Consider the following 14,160-nt stretch of genomic DNA (forward strand, 5'->3'; position numbering starts at 1 on the left):
CCTCCCGTCAACCAGGAGAGACACGATGACGCACCACCACCACCACCACACTGCCTGGACCGAGGCCGACACCCCCCTCGGCCGCCTGCTGATTGCCCGCAATGCCGACGGCCTGTCGGGCCTGTGGTTCGAGGATCAGAAGTACCACCCGGGCGCGCTCGCCGCGCCTCGCGACGATGACGACGCGCTGCTGCGCGACACGGTTGCGGCGATGAAGGACTACTTCGCCGGCCGTGCTGCGACGCTGCCGCCGCTGTCCCCGACGGGCACCCGTTTCCAGGAGGACGTCTGGCGGGCGCTGCTCGGCATCCCGGCGGGTGAGACGGTGACCTACGCCCAGCTCGCCGCCCGCCTGGGCCGGCCTGAGGCGGTGCGTGCCGTCGCGGCGGCGGTGGGCCGCAACCCGGTCTCCGTGCTGATCCCCTGCCACCGGGTTCTCGGCGCCGACGGTAGCCTCACCGGTTATGCCGGCGGTCTGCACCGCAAGGAAGCCCTGCTGACAATCGAAGGCGGGCTGCCCGCTAAGCTGCGCCCCTCGGTGGCATCCTCACCGACGTCCTCGTCGACTTCCTCGCCGACGGGGACTCCGCCCGGTCAGACGGCTCCACGCCGTCCCGGCAAGCACGACAACCACCAAAAGGCCCCCGCGTGAAGCGAAGCGACCTGATCGAACTGCTCGTCCTGGCCGCCATCTGGGGCGCCTCGTTCCTGTTCATGCGGGTGGCCGCGCCCGAGTTCGGCGCGGTGGCGACGGCCGCCGTGCGCGTCGCCGGCGCCTCGCTGTTCCTGATCCCGCTGCTGGGCCTGCGCGAGGGCCTTGGCGACCTGCGCACCCATTGGAAGGGCCTGCTGCTGGTCGGGCTGCTCAACAGCGCCTTCCCCTTCGCGCTGTTCAGCTTCGCCGCGCTGTCGATCAACGCCGGCCTGTCGAGCATCCTCAACGCCACCACGCCGATGTGGGGCGCGCTGGTCGCCTGGGCCTGGTTCGGTCAACGTCTGGACGGATCCCGCCTGCTGGGCCTGGCGCTGGGTTTCGCCGGCGTCGTGCTGCTGGCCTGGGACAAGGCCTCGTTCAAGCCCGGCGGCAGCGGCTTCGCGATCGTCGCCTGCCTGATCGCCGCGCTGAGCTACGGCATCGCGGCCAGCGCGACCAAGCGGTACCTGACCGGGGCCAGCCCGCTGGCCGTCGCCACCGGCAGCCAGTTCGCCGCCGCGCTGCTGCTCGCCTTGCCGGCCTGGTCGCTGCGGCCGGCCGCGCTGCCCGGCGGCCACGCGTGGGGCGCCGTCGCCCTGCTCGCGCTGCTGTGCACCGGCATCGCCTACATCCTGTTCTTCCGGCTCATGAAGCGCGTCGGTCCGACCAACACGATCTCGGTGACCTTCCTGATCCCGGTCTTCGGCCTGCTGTGGGGCTGGATTTTCCTCGGCGAGACGCTGAACGCCAGCATGGCCGCCGGCTGCCTGGTGGTGCTGCTGGGAACCGCCCTGGCGGTGGGCGTGATCAAGCTGCCTTCGACGACGCCTCCAGCGACGTCCTGAGGATCCGGTCCGACAAGCCCGGCGCCGCGCCCGCGCAGGCCCGGGCCAGGATCATCCCGCCGACCATCGTCGACAGCACGCCGATGGCGCGCGCCTCGTCCTCGGCGGTCGGCTCATCGACCACGCTGCCGTCGGGCCGGTGCACGGCGAGCTCGCGCAGGTAGGCGGCAATGCCGGTGCTCATCGATTCGCGCAGCAGGCCGCCCTCGCGCGCCGCATCGACGCTCAGCGCTGCCATCGGGCAGCCGGCGCCGGGCGCGTCGCGGTGCGCCGCGCCGAAATAACGCTTGAGGAAAGGCTGCAAGTCGCCGCCGTGTTTCTCGAGCTGCGATCCCAGCCGCGCCAGCGAAGCCTCGAAAGCCAGGTCGCAGGCCTCGGCCGCGAGCTCCTCCTTCGACGCGAAGCGTCCGTAGAAGCCGCCATGCGTGAAGCCCGCCTCGCGGGAGATCTCCGCCAGCCCGACGCCCGACACGCCCCGCTCGCGGTACAGCTTGGACGCCGCGTCCACCAGCGCCTTGCGGTTGGCGGCGGATTGCTCTTTGGTGACTTTCATGATGAGCACCATTGTAGGAACCCCGCCTGCCATTGCCGTCGCGGGTGCGAAGCCAGGATTTTGAATAGGGTCATCATCAAATCTGCGGCGCGTGTCGGGAATCCCGATACGATGGCGGCCATCATTAAAACAAGCGCCCCTGGAAGGATCCTCCCGCATGCTTGCCGCCGCCATGTCCCGCCGCATGACCCATCGGGGTCTCCACTTCAGCTGGGTGATCGCCGGGCTGACCTTCCTGACGATGCTCTTCATGTCGGCGGCGCTGGGACTGCCCGGCGCGATGCTGCAGCCGCTGTCGCAGGAGTTCGGCTGGTCCACCAGCCAGATCTCGTCGGCGCTGGCCTTGCGTTTCGCGCTGTTCGGCCTGATGGGGCCCTTCGCGGCGGTGCTGATGGAGCGCTTCGGCGTGCGGGCCGTGGTCAGCGTGGCGCTGGGCCTGGTCGGCGGCGGCATGTTGCTGGCGGGACTGGTCACGCAGCTGTGGCATCTCGTCGTGCTGTGGGGCGTGGTGCTGGGGCTGGGCAGCGGCATGACCGCGCTGGTGCTCGGCGCCATCGTGTCCAACCGGTGGTTCGCGACCCGCAGGGGCCTGATCATGGGCATCCTGACCGCGAGCGCCGCGACCGGGCAGTTGATCTGCCTGCCCATCGCCGCCTGGATGATCGAGCGCTGGGGGTGGCGCGCCCCGCTGCTGCCGCTGGCCGTGCTGTGCCTGGCGGTGATGAGCCTGGTCCTGCTGTTCATGCGCGACCGGCCGTCCGACGTGGGCCTGGCGCCGTATGGTGCCGATCCGGCCGCCGCTGCTTCAGCGGGTTCAGCGGGTTCAGCGGGTTCGGCGGGTTCGGCGGCGGCGCCCGCGGCGAAGGTGGGCTGGCTCACCCCGTTCACCGCGCTGCGTGAAGCGTCGACCCAGCCGACCTTCTGGCTGCTGTTCGGCACCTTCTTCATCTGCGGGCTGTCGACCAACGGCCTGGTGCAGACCCATTTCATCTCGCTGTGCGGCGACTACGGCCTGGCGGCGGTGCCGGCGGCCTCGGTGCTGGCGATGATGGGGATCTTCGACTTCATCGGCACGATCCTGTCGGGTTGGCTCAGCGACCGCTATGACACGCGCAAGCTGCTGTGCTGGTATTACGCGCTGCGCGGGCTGTCGCTGTTGTGGCTGCCGAATGCGGAGTTCACGCTCTACGGGCTGTCGCTGTTCGCGGTGTTCTACGGCCTGGACTGGATCGCGACCGTGCCGCCGACGGTGCGCCTCACCGCCGAGCGCTTCGGCGCGGCGAAGGTCGGGATGGTGTTCGGCTGGATCTTCGCGGGCCACCAGATCGGCGCGGCCGTCGCCGCTTACGGCGCGGGGCTGAGCCGCAGCCTGTTGCTGAGCTACTCCCCGGCGCTCTACGTTGCAGGCGCGGCCTGCCTGCTGGCGGCGATCATGGCGATGGTGATCCGTCGGAAGACCGCGGCGGCTTGAACGCCGAAGGGTTCAGCACTTCCACCGCCGCTGGCCCTCACCCCTGCCCTCTCCCGCAAGCGGGAGAGGGGGCAAGAGGAGCCATCGCTGCGAGTAGAGCCGGTGGGACTCCCTCTCCCGCACGGCGGGAGAGGGCGGGGGTGAGGGCCAGCGGCCTCTGCAGTCAGCCGGCGGCGATCGCGTCCGGCGGTGCGGCGAGCAATGCCTGCAGGCCCTCCTCGTCGAGGATGGTCAAGCCCAGTTCGCGCGCCTTGTCGAGCTTGGATCCCGCCTCCTCGCCCGCGATGACGTAGCTGGTCTTCTTCGACACCGAGCCGCTGACCTTGCCGCCGGCGGCCTCGATCAGTTCCTTGGCCTCGTCGCGTGACAGCGTTGGCAGCGTGCCGGTCAGCACCAGCGTCTTGCCGGCCAGCGGCTGGGGGCCGGCGGGCGTCGCGGCCGCCCCTTCCGATTGCGGGAATTCGACGCCCGCGGCGAGCAGCTGCTCGACGACCTCCCGGTTGTGCGCCTCGGCGAAGAACGCCGCGATGCTCTTCGCGACGATCGGCCCGACGTCCTTGACCGCCAGCAGTTGCTCCTCGGTCGCGCCCATCAGCGCGTCCAGGTTGCCGAAGTGCTTCGCCAGATCCTTGGCCGTGGTCTCGCCGACCTGCCGGATGCCCAGCGCGAACAGGAAGCGCGCCATCGTCGTGCGCTTGCTCTTCTCCAACGCGTCGACCAGGTTCAGCGCGCTCCGGTCCCCCATGCGTTCCAGCGCGGTGAGCTTGGCCACGCCCAGCTTGTAGAGCCCCGGCAGGCTGGTGACGATGCCGCCATCGACGAGCTGGTCGACCAGCTTGTCCCCCAGCCCCTCGATGTCCATCGCGCGCCGTCCGGCGAAGTGCAGCATCGCCTGCTTGCGCTGCGCCGGGCAGAAGATGCCGCCGCTGCAGCGATGGTCGATGCCGCCCTTCTCGCGCACGACGTCGCTCCCGCAGATCGGGCAGTGCTTGGGCATCCGGAAGTTGGGCACGTAGGTCGCACGCGTCGCGTCGACCTTGCCGACGACCTCCGGGATCACGTCGCCGGCGCGCCGGATGATGACCTGGTCGCCGACGCGGATGCCCTTGCGGCGCATCTCGAAGAGGTTGTGCAGCGTCGCGTTGCTGACCGTCGTGCCGCCGACGAAGACCGGTTCCAGCTTGGCCACCGGCGTCAGCTTGCCGGTGCGGCCGACCTGGATGTCGATGCGGTCGAGCCGGGTGACCTGCTCCTGCGCCGGGTACTTGTGCGCCACCGCCCAGCGCGGCTCGCGCGAGACGAAACCCAGGCGCCGCTGCAGCTCGCGGCTGTTGACCTTGTAGACCACGCCGTCGATGTCGAAGGGCAGCGCGTCGCGCTTCTCGCCGACGCTTCGATGGAAGGCCACCAGCCCCTCGGCGCCGCGCACCACCGCGCGGTCCTCGCTGACCGGCAGGCCGTAACGCTGCAGCGCATCCAGCATCGCGCCGTGCGTGGCGGGAATGTCCCAACCCTGCGTCTCGCCGATGCCGTAGGCGAAGAAGCTCAGCGGGCGCTGCCGCACCAGCGCCGGGTCCAACTGCCGGATCGCGCCGGCGGCAGTGTTGCGCGGGTTGACGAAAGTCTTCTCGTTCGCGGCGCGCTGGCGCTCGTTGAGCGCCTCGAAATCGTCGCGGCGCATGTAGGCCTCGCCGCGCACTTCCAGCACCGCCGCCTTCGCGCCCTCGCCTTTCAGCTTCAACGGGATCTGCTGGATGGTGCGCACGTTCTGCGTCACGTCCTCGCCGGTCTCGCCGTTGCCGCGCGTGGCGGCCTGCACCAGCACGCCGTGCTCGTAACGCAGGCTGATCGCCAGTCCGTCGAACTTGAGTTCGGCCGCGTACTCCACCGGCGCGGCCTGCTCGCCCAGGTCGAGCTCACGGCGCACGCGGGCGTCGAAGTTCTCGGCGCCGCTGGCCTCGGTGTCGGTCTCGGTGCGGATCGACAGCATCGGCACCACGTGCCTCACCGGCTCGAATCCGTCCAGCACCTGCCCGCCCACGCGCTGCGTCGGCGAGTCCGGCGTCAGCAGCGCCGGGAACGCGGCCTCGATCGCCTGCAGTTCCTGGAACAGCTTGTCGTACTCGGCATCGGGCAGCGACGGCGTGTCGAGCACGTAGTACAGGTGGGCATGGTGATGCAGCTGCTCACGGAGTGCGGCGGCGCGCGCGGCGGCCTGCTCGGCGGAGAGGGAGGACACGGGTGTCGGCGCGGAAGTGGACGCGGAAGTGGGCGTGGGAGCGGGCGTGGAAGGCGGCACGTCAGTCGGCACGGGATGGGACCTCGAGGGAGTCATGCGCGCATTGTGGCGCACCCCCACTGAGCCGGCGCCGGTCACGACCGGCACCCCCGCATCAGCCCCTCGAGAAGGAAAGCCAGTTCCATGAAAGCCAACGCGTCCGCGGTCGCCTCCCGCCGTTCCAGGTTCCATCGCATCGGCGTGTCGCCGCAACGCGGCGTCACCTTGCTGGAGCTGCTCATCGGCGTGGGCGTGATCATCGTGTTCATGGTCGGCGTGCTGATCGGCATGCGCAGCTTGAACGCGCAGATGGACCGCTCCGCGCTGCTGCGTCAGGCGCCCCAGATCAAGGTCAGTCTCACCGGCTTCGGCGCCTCCGGCGACGGGGACGTCTCGCGGCTGGACACGTCCACCGCGATCGCCATGGGCGCCTTCCCCCGGGAGATGATCACGGGCTCGGGCAGGGACGCGCGGGTGACCCATCCGTTCGGCGGGCCGATCTTCGCCAAGGGCCTGGAGACCGATTTCGAGACGCTGAAACGCGGGCGCGCCTTCACCCTGACCTACGCCGCCATCCCGGCCGGACAGTGCGCGGGCGTCGCGCGGGGCCTGGCGATGCTGGGCGACGGCCTGTGGATCGATGCGAGCGGCGCCCTGCCCGCGGCGATGCCCGCCGCCGGCGACATGCTGCGCGTGCCGGGCAAGGACACGCCGCTCGACATCAGCGTGCTGGCCGAGCAGTGCAGCCAGGCCGGCGACGACGCGACCATCCATGTGCTGATGGCCCTGTGATCGGACGCGACATGCAGCCCACGCCCCTCATCGCCGCAATGGCACTCGCCCTGGCCCCGCTTGGCGTCCGATCGGCGGACGCCGTCCCGCCGTCCACCGCCTGGCGGACGATCGAGGCGGAAGCCCCGGCCGCCTGGGCCTTCCTGCGCGCCGACGGCACCGTCCATCAGGCGCTCCACCGATGGTCGCGCGAGGCGGGCTGGCAACTGGTCTGGGAGGTCGAGCGCGACTTCCCCATCGACGCCGAGGTCACGCTGCGCGGCAACTTCCTGGACGTCCTGAACCAGACGATGGCCGCGCTGCGCGACACCGACTTTCCGCTGCAGGCCCGCATCCAGGCGGAGACCCGCGTGGTGCGCATCGGCCGTTACCTGCCCGACGGAGCGCGCCGGTGAGGATCGCCGCCTTGGCGCGCCGTGTCGCGACCGCCGCCGGCACGACCGCGGTCCTCGCCCTGGTCGGCTGCGCCGTTCCGGCCGCCCGCCAGACCGAGCAGACCCACCAGGCGCTGCTCGATCGCGCCGCGGCGCTGCAGTCCCGCCTGCGTGAGAACGTCGCGCCGCCGCCGCTGGTCGTGGCCGAGGCCGCGCCGCGCTTCGCGAGCCGGTCCATCCCGTTGCGCCGCGACGAACGGCTGCCGGCACACCTCGGCGACGTGCGCCTGCACGCGCCGGGCCGGCTGCCGCTGGCCGCGGTCGCCGAACTGCTGTCGCGCGCGGTCGGCCTGCCGGTGATCATGACGCCCGACGCGCTGCACGGCGCCGCCGACTACGCGCCCGGCCCCGTGCCGCGGCCCGCCTTCGACGCTTCGACGGCCGCGCCCGAGGAGGCCGCGGCGCTGCGCCTGGCCGCGCGGGCCGGCGCCCACCGCCTGGACATCTCCGCGCCGGAACACCAGAACACCGTCGAGATCGACCACGCCGGCCCCTTGCGACCGCTGCTGGACCGCATCGCGGCGCAGGCGGGCCTGCAGTGGAGCTACACCGGGGGGCGCATCGTGTTCTCCCGCGTGGTCACGCGCGCGATGCCCGTCAAGGCCCTGCCGGGCGGGCTGGACGCGAGCGCGGCCTTCGACGTGCTGGGCGGCGCGGACGGCGCCGGCGGCGGGGCGGCCAAGATCGACGGCAGCACCCAGAGCGATTACTGGGCGGGACTGCCCGAGGCGCTCAAGCCCATGCTCTCCGCCGTCGCGGCGCTGCAGGTGGATCCGCGCGCGGGGCTGGTCACCGTGACGGACGCGCTCGCCAACGTGGAGCGGGTGCAGGCCTATCTCGACGCGCTCAACGCCAACCTGCTGCGGCAGGTCGTGCTCGAGATCGAAGTGCTGCAGGTGAGCTTCTCCGACGAGTTCAGCAACGGCATCGACTGGGCGGCGATGCTGGGACGCCTGGACGCAGGCCGGCGCCTGCAGTTCGCCGCGTCGTCGGCGCTCGGCCCGCTGGGGGGCGGCGCACCCGCGGCCCTGACCGCCGTGCTGGGCAGGCCGGACGCGGGCGGATCGACCGTCGAATGGGTGGCCAAGGCGCTGCAGGAGTACGGCCGCGTGTCGACCGCCTATTCCAGCGTGGTCACCACCACCAACCGGATGCCGGTGCCGGTCGGTGCGCTGCAGACCCGGTCGTATGTGCAGCGCACCACGGCGCCGACGGTGAACCCCGCGACCGGTCTGAGCACGCCCGGCGCGATCGAGCCCGGCAAGCTGACGACCGGTCTTGGACTGACGGTGCTGCCGGTGATCCTCGACTCGCACCTGGTGCTGCTGCAGACCGCGCTGCAGATCAGCGAGCTGCGCCAGTTGCGCGCCTTCACCAGCGGCAGCGGCCCGTTGTCGCAATCGGTGCAGTTGCCGGAGACGATGAGCTTCAGCACGCTGCAGCGCATCGGCGTGCCGGCCGGCCGGACGCTGGTGCTGGCGGGTTTCGAGCGCCTGCAGACGCAGCTGGACGACGCGGACGTCGTGCGCGGCGTGCTGCCGCTGGCGCGCCGCGGGCTGCGCGCCCGGCAAGGCACCGTGGTGCTGATCACGCCGCGATTGGTGGAACCGTGACGGATCCCCGACCGACACGGCCGGCACAGGCCGGCGGGACGGACCGCCTCGACGGGACCCGCCCTGCCCCTGCCCGCAACGAGCGCCCGGCGAGCCCCGAGAGCGGCGTGGCCCAGGTGATCGTCGTCGCCGGCGTGCGCCTGGCCTTCGGGCTGGAGTGGCATCCGGTGGCGAGGCCGGACGCGCCGGGCGCCGAGCTGCGCCAGGCCCACGCGGCGGGCTATCGGGTCGTGGCGCGACTGCCGGACGACGGCTGGCTGGGGCTGGCGCGGTGGATCGATACCGGGCATGGCGCTGGGCATGGCGTCGGGCATCGCGCGTGCCACCGCGTGCATTCGGCGGTGGCCTTGCTGGTGGCCCGTTTCGCCGAGCGTGGCGCGGAGGCCTGCCTGATTGCGGCTGCACGGCCGGCCGGGGCGACGGACGACCGGCCCTCGCCCGTGGCCTTGGTGGGCCTGATGGATCGTCGGCCGGTGCCAGGTTTTGACCGGCTGCTGCCCGACCTCGACGCCGCGTTGGCGGTGCTGCAGGAGTTCCGCGACATGCATCCGGACCAGCCGGTGCGCGTCGCCAGCCATCTGCCCGCGCGCGACCGCATCGGCGAGGCGATGGCGTCGGACGTGCTGTTCGGACAACCCGACCCCGATACGCGGCTGCGGCCGCTGCGGTCCGCCCGGTGGCCGGCCGTGATCGTCGGGGGGGCGACCACGTTGGCGCTCGCGGTCGGCTTCGCGACCTGGCTGCGGCACGAACGCGCGGTCGAGCGCGAACTGATCACCGCGGCCCGCCAGGCCGCGGCGGCCGCGCAGGCCCGGCTGCAGGCCAACGCCGCGCGCAGCCGGCAACTCGCTCAACAGCTCGCACAGGCGGGCCGTCCCGGGGCCGCGCTGCTGGACCGGTGGCGCGCGGCCATTGCCGCGATGCCGGTGAGCCGTGCCGGATGGACGCTGCAGCAGGTCGACTGCGATCGCACGGCCGGTTGCGTGGCCACCTGGGCGCGCTATCACGGCAGCTTCGAGACGCTGGACGCGCTGCCGCCCGGCGCGCTCGGTCCGCCGTCGATGCAGCCCGACCCGCCCGACGGCGAGGACGTCCTCGCGGCATCGATGCGCACCCCGCTGGCCGACACCGGCGAACCGCCGCTGGCAGCCGGGGAAGCGCTCATCGTCGCGCGGCTGCCGCCGCTGCGCCTGGCCGTCAACGTGTGGGGCAGCCATCTGCAGGACCTGGTGACCGCGGGCGGTGCCACGGCGACGCTCCATCCGGGCGTGCCGCTGCTCGCCGAGGCGGACGGCCAAAGCGCGAGCGCCACAGCGGTGAGCGCCAGGACTGCACCGTCCGGCGTGACCGGCATGTCAAGCGCGACCAGCGCGACCAGCACGTCCAACACGCCCGGCGCGACCGGCATGGCTGGCGTGGCCAGCGCGACCGGGCCCGCGGATCCCGTGGTCGCGGCCGACGGCGCGCACGTGGTCGTGCGCCTGGACTGGCGTCTGAAGGACGGCGTCTGGTCCTTGCCGCTGCTTCAAGTGCCGCCGTATGTCGTCGTTGAAACCCTCACCTTGAACTTCGCCCCTTCACAGATCAGTTATGAGCTTTCCGGATCCCTCTTCGCCCATGGCGCGCGCTACTGAACCGCGCCGGCCCGGAGGTCCGCGGGTGACCCGCGTGGCCTGGCTCGGGCCGTGGCTGCTCGCGAACCTCTCCGTGGCCCAGGCCGGCAACGACGAGGGGGCCGCGATCGGCACGACGCCGACCGTCACCCTGCGCCAACTGGTCGACGCGGCCCGTCTGAACAAGGCGGCGGAACTGGCCATCGCCACGACGCGTCTGGCGGGCATGCCGCGCCCGCCCGCCGATGCGACGGTGCCGACCGCCCTCGCGGGGGATGCGTCCAACGGCCTGCCCCGGCTGTGGTCGCTCACGGCCTCGGGCGACCGCTGGCGGGCCGAGGTCCTGCTGGAGGGACGGGTCCACGCCATCGACGCGGCCTCCGCGCCGGCGCTGCGCGTCGGCCCCTGGCGAGTGGTCGGACTGACCGGGGCGGGGTTGGACTTCGAGCGGGTCGCGGCGCATGGACGGCCGCCGCTGCGCCTCGTGCTGCCGCCGCCGGCGCGGGGCACCGCGGCGGCGGGCTACCGCTTCGAGCGTTTCTGGGTGCCCGCCGACGATCGGGTCGAGCGACCCGGTGGCGGAGGGGGCCATGACGGGCAGCGCGGGAATCACGATCACCGCGATCACCGCGATCACCGCGACCCCAGTGATCACCGTGATCACGGCGACCCTGCCGACGGCGGCGACCCCGGGGCGGTCCACCGCGCCACCGCCCTGCCCGCGCCGGCGGTCCCGGCGCCGTCCGGCGCTTCCGCCCCTTGAGCCGCCACATCGACGATCCGGCACGGCTGCCGCCATTCGAGCGCGTGCTGTCCGCCGCCGCGCACGCGCTGCTCGTCGACCCCGGCGTGGATGCGCTGCCGGTCGCGAGCCACAAGCAGGACCGGCTGGTGGCGCTCGCGTTGGCGGGAGGACGGTTCCTGGTCGTGTCGACGATCGAGGAGGTCCATCGACCCGACTGGTACCGCCTCGTGCAGGCCGGCAAGGCCAAGGGACTGGCCTTCGCCGGCCACCTGACCGCGGCGCCGGAGGTGTTCGCCGCGCTGCTCGCCCGCGCCGCGCCGTCGGCGATCGCCCTCCGGGAACTGCCCGCCGATGCCACCCCCGAAGAGCGCCGGGACGCGGAGTCGGCCCGCGACATCGACGCGATGATGGCGGGCTCCTCGCCGCTCGAGTGGTTCCGCGAGATCGTGCAGCGTTGCCGCCGGGCGGGCGCGAGCGACCTGCACATCGAGGTGCGCGGCGCGGTGGCGCTGGCCCGGGTGCGGCTGGACGGTCGCATGCGGGTGCTGGCCCGCCATCCGGCGCGCGTTGCCATCGACGGACTCTCGGCCGCCTACACCATGCTGGCCGAAGAGCGCTCGCGCTCCGAAGTCGCCTTCAACGGCGCGGTGCCGCAGGCCGCGATGATCCCGCTGGACCTGCCCGGATCGCGGCTGACCTTGCGCTACCAGAGCCATCCCGCCGTGGGGGGCATGGACGTGGTGGTGCGGCTGCTGCGGGCGTCGGGCGGGGACGATCACGGTCATCGGCAGGACGGCCAGAACCGTCAGGACGGCCAGATCGGCCAGATCGGCCGGGGTCGCGAGGGTGGCGACGACGTCGGAGACCTCGCTGATCTCGGTGATCTCGGTGATCTCGGTGGCGGCGGGGACCGCCGCTCTCGTGGCGGCGGACGTCCGCGCCTGGCCGCGCTCGAGCCGCTGGGGTTCACCCCGTGGCAGGCCGCCCGCCTGCGCGAGGCGCTGGCCTCGGCCTGGGGCGGCGTGTTCGTCGCCGGGGTCACCGGCTCGGGCAAGACCACGACGCTCAACGCGCTGATGACGATGCTGGCGCGCGACGGTTCGCGCAAGCTCTTCACCATCGAGGATCCCGTCGAGTACGAGACGCCCGGCGTCAGTCATCTCTCCATCCAGCGCGGCGCGGCCGGCGGCGCCGATCCCTTCCATGGCGCGATGCTGGCCTTCCTGCGGATGGATCCCGACGTCGGCCTGTTCGGCGAGATCCGCGACGGGCTGTCGGCCTCGATGGCGCAGGCCGCCATCCAGACCGGCCACAAGATCCTGTCGACGGTGCATGCGACCTCCGCGCTGGGCATCGTCGGGCGGCTGTCGTCCCGGCTGCTGGGCCTGGCCCGCGAGGACCTGTGCGATCCGGAATTCCTCTCCGCCATGGTCTACCAGGTGCTGATGCCGATCAATTGCGAGCACTGCAAGCGCCCCGCCGCCGCCGTCATGGGCGCCGATGCGCTGCAGACCTTCCAGGCGGGCTTCGGCCTCGATCCGGTCAAGATTTACTGCGCGAGCGCGCAAGGTTGCACGCACTGCCGACGGCCCGGGATCGACTATGGCGAGGGTCTGCCCCCCGGCCCCGGGCGCGCGGGCCTGGTGGACGACGCCCATGACGGCACCGCCGGTGTCAAGGTCGGCGCCGAGGTGATCGTGCCGGACCTGCGTCTGCTGGACCTGCTGCGCCAGGGCCGCGACGCCGAGGCCCGGCGTCACTGGCGCCGCCGCCGCAGGGCGCCGTTCACCGACGCCGACATGGACGGCAAGGACGCCTGGGGGCATGTGCTGTACGACGTCGCCCTCGGGCGGGTCGATCCCTTCCACTTCGAGCGGACCTTCGGCAGCGCGGCCCTGCTGGCGCAGACGCTCGCCGACGATGACGCCTGAACCCGCGGCCACCGATCCACACGCCGATATGCATACCGACACCGACACCCTCATCGCCGCTCACGTCGACATCGACATCGACATCGACCAGGGCCTCCCCCGATGACCCATCCGCTCGACTGGCTGCTGCTGCGCGCGGCGGCCCGGCGCCTGCGCCGCCGGCGCGGCGATTTCTACTACGACCTGGCCTCGGCGCTGGCGGACCGCGTGCCGCTGTACACGATCCTGCGCAAGCTCGAGGCCCGCGCCCGGCGGCGCTCGCGCGGCGATCAGCTGCTCTACCGCCGGATGCTGCAGGCGGCGATGGGCGGGTCGCTGGCACGCGCGCTGCACGGCGTCATGCCGCCGACCGAGCTGCTCATGATCGATGCGCTGCAGGGCGGCGGCGACGAGCGCCTGTCCCAGGGCCTGCTGTTCCTGTCCGGCACCGCCGAGAAGGTCGACGGCATGTTCCGCGCGGTGCGTCAGGCGGTGGCCTACCCGCTGCTGCTGCTGGGCGCGATGACCGGGATGCTGGTGCTGTTCTCGCTGCACGCGGTGCCCGTGCTCGCCGACCTGATCGCGCCGGAGCGCTGGCCGGCGCTGGGGCGCGCGCTGTATGCGGTCGCGTCGACGATCCGCCGGCACGGCCTGGTCCTGGGCGCCGCCATGCTGGCCGCGGGCGGTCTGTTCCTGTGGTCCCTGCCGCGCTGGCAGGGGCGCGCGCGGCGCTGGCTGGACCGGCATCCGCCGTTCAGCCTCTATCGCGATTTCTCCGGCGCGATGCTGGTGATCTCGCTGTCGTCGCTGATGCGGGCCGGCGTGTCGCTGCGGGCGTCGCTGGAACGGGCGGGACGCTTCAGCGCCCCGTGGATGCGCTGGCACCTGCGGCAGATCCTCTCCCGCCTGTCCGGCGGCGAGTCGGCGCAGTTCGGGCGCGCCTTCGCCACCGGCGTGCTCAACCCCGCGATGGAGGAGCGCATCGAGGACGCCGCCGACCGCCGCGATCCCGTCGCCGCGTTCGTGCGGATCGGCATCGGGTCGATCGACCGCCTGCAGCTCGGCATCTCGGACGCCGCCGCGCGGCTGAACGGCCTGCTGCTGGTCGCCGCCGCGCTGCTGCTGCTGTTCCTGCTCGGCGGCTTCCTGGCCACGGTCATGGAGGCGCAAAGCAGCCTCCAGGCCGACATGGGCGGCCTGTGAGACGCGCGG

The 14,160-nt window shown here is 72.4% G+C and carries 12 protein-coding genes; 10 read left to right on the forward strand and 2 right to left on the reverse strand.

Annotated elements, in window-relative coordinates; genetic code table 11:
* Nucleotides 1-25 precede the first annotated feature (25 nt).
* On the forward strand, nucleotides 26-652 hold the full coding sequence (locus AC07O8_RS24045) for a methylated-DNA--[protein]-cysteine S-methyltransferase (RefSeq protein WP_495050454.1): 627 nt from the start codon (nucleotides 26-28) through the stop codon (nucleotides 650-652).
* A complete protein-coding gene (locus AC07O8_RS24050; RefSeq protein WP_495050455.1) occupies nucleotides 649-1,539 on the forward strand; it encodes a DMT family transporter in 891 nt (296 codons plus the stop codon). The genes AC07O8_RS24045 and AC07O8_RS24050 overlap by 4 nt, the downstream gene beginning before the upstream one ends.
* Here the strand turns inward: AC07O8_RS24050 and AC07O8_RS24055 are convergent.
* On the reverse strand, nucleotides 1,502-2,092 hold the full coding sequence (locus AC07O8_RS24055) for a TetR/AcrR family transcriptional regulator (protein WP_495050456.1): 591 nt from the start codon (nucleotides 2,090-2,092) through the stop codon (nucleotides 1,502-1,504). The two genes, AC07O8_RS24050 and AC07O8_RS24055, sit on opposite strands and share 38 nt — an antisense overlap.
* 157 nt (nucleotides 2,093-2,249) lie before the next feature.
* Here AC07O8_RS24055 and AC07O8_RS24060 point away from each other — a divergent pair, with 157 nt between their 5' ends.
* The gene (locus AC07O8_RS24060; protein ID WP_495050457.1) at nucleotides 2,250-3,563 is read left to right on the forward strand and encodes an MFS transporter; all 1,314 of its coding nucleotides are present in this window, start codon (nucleotides 2,250-2,252) and stop codon (nucleotides 3,561-3,563) included.
* A gap of 163 nt (nucleotides 3,564-3,726) precedes the next feature.
* On the opposite strand, the gene ligA is transcribed toward AC07O8_RS24060, so the two are convergent.
* Nucleotides 3,727-5,898 (reverse strand): NAD-dependent DNA ligase LigA, encoded by a 2,172-nt coding sequence (ligA, locus tag AC07O8_RS24065; RefSeq protein WP_495050458.1) that lies wholly within the window; start codon nucleotides 5,896-5,898, stop codon nucleotides 3,727-3,729.
* An 87-nt stretch (nucleotides 5,899-5,985) separates the two neighbouring features.
* On the opposite strand from ligA, the gene AC07O8_RS24070 reads away from it, so the two are divergent.
* From AC07O8_RS24070 to AC07O8_RS24100, 7 genes are all read left to right on the forward strand, one after another.
* Nucleotides 5,986-6,633, forward strand: a complete 648-nt coding sequence (locus tag AC07O8_RS24070) for a type II secretion system protein (RefSeq protein ID WP_495050459.1) — start codon at nucleotides 5,986-5,988, stop codon at nucleotides 6,631-6,633.
* Between the two features lie 11 nt (nucleotides 6,634-6,644).
* Nucleotides 6,645-7,028 carry a TcpQ domain-containing protein gene (locus AC07O8_RS24075; protein ID WP_495050460.1) on the forward strand — a complete coding sequence of 128 codons (384 nt, stop codon included), beginning with the start codon at nucleotides 6,645-6,647 and terminating at the stop codon, nucleotides 7,026-7,028.
* Nucleotides 7,025-8,680 carry a hypothetical protein gene (locus AC07O8_RS24080; protein ID WP_495050461.1) on the forward strand — a complete coding sequence of 552 codons (1,656 nt, stop codon included), beginning with the start codon at nucleotides 7,025-7,027 and terminating at the stop codon, nucleotides 8,678-8,680. The genes AC07O8_RS24075 and AC07O8_RS24080 overlap by 4 nt, the downstream gene beginning before the upstream one ends.
* Nucleotides 8,681-8,787: 107 nt before the next feature.
* Entirely contained in the window at nucleotides 8,788-10,314 is a 1,527-nt protein-coding gene (locus tag AC07O8_RS24085; RefSeq protein ID WP_495050462.1) for a hypothetical protein, read from the forward strand.
* Nucleotides 10,298-11,056, forward strand: coding sequence for a hypothetical protein (locus AC07O8_RS24090; RefSeq protein ID WP_495050463.1), 759 nt, complete (start codon nucleotides 10,298-10,300; stop codon nucleotides 11,054-11,056). Before AC07O8_RS24085 ends, AC07O8_RS24090 begins: the two co-directional genes overlap by 17 nt.
* Nucleotides 11,053-12,969, forward strand: a complete 1,917-nt coding sequence (locus AC07O8_RS24095) for a GspE/PulE family protein (protein ID WP_495050464.1) — start codon at nucleotides 11,053-11,055, stop codon at nucleotides 12,967-12,969. The genes AC07O8_RS24090 and AC07O8_RS24095 overlap by 4 nt, the downstream gene beginning before the upstream one ends.
* Before the next feature lie 102 nt (nucleotides 12,970-13,071).
* Nucleotides 13,072-14,151: a type II secretion system F family protein gene (locus tag AC07O8_RS24100; RefSeq protein WP_495050465.1), complete on the forward strand. Its 1,080-nt coding sequence runs from the start codon at nucleotides 13,072-13,074 to the stop codon at nucleotides 14,149-14,151.
* Nucleotides 14,152-14,160: the final 9 nt, after the last annotated feature.

This window comes from Roseateles sp. GW821-FHT09G09 (assembly GCF_059415965.1).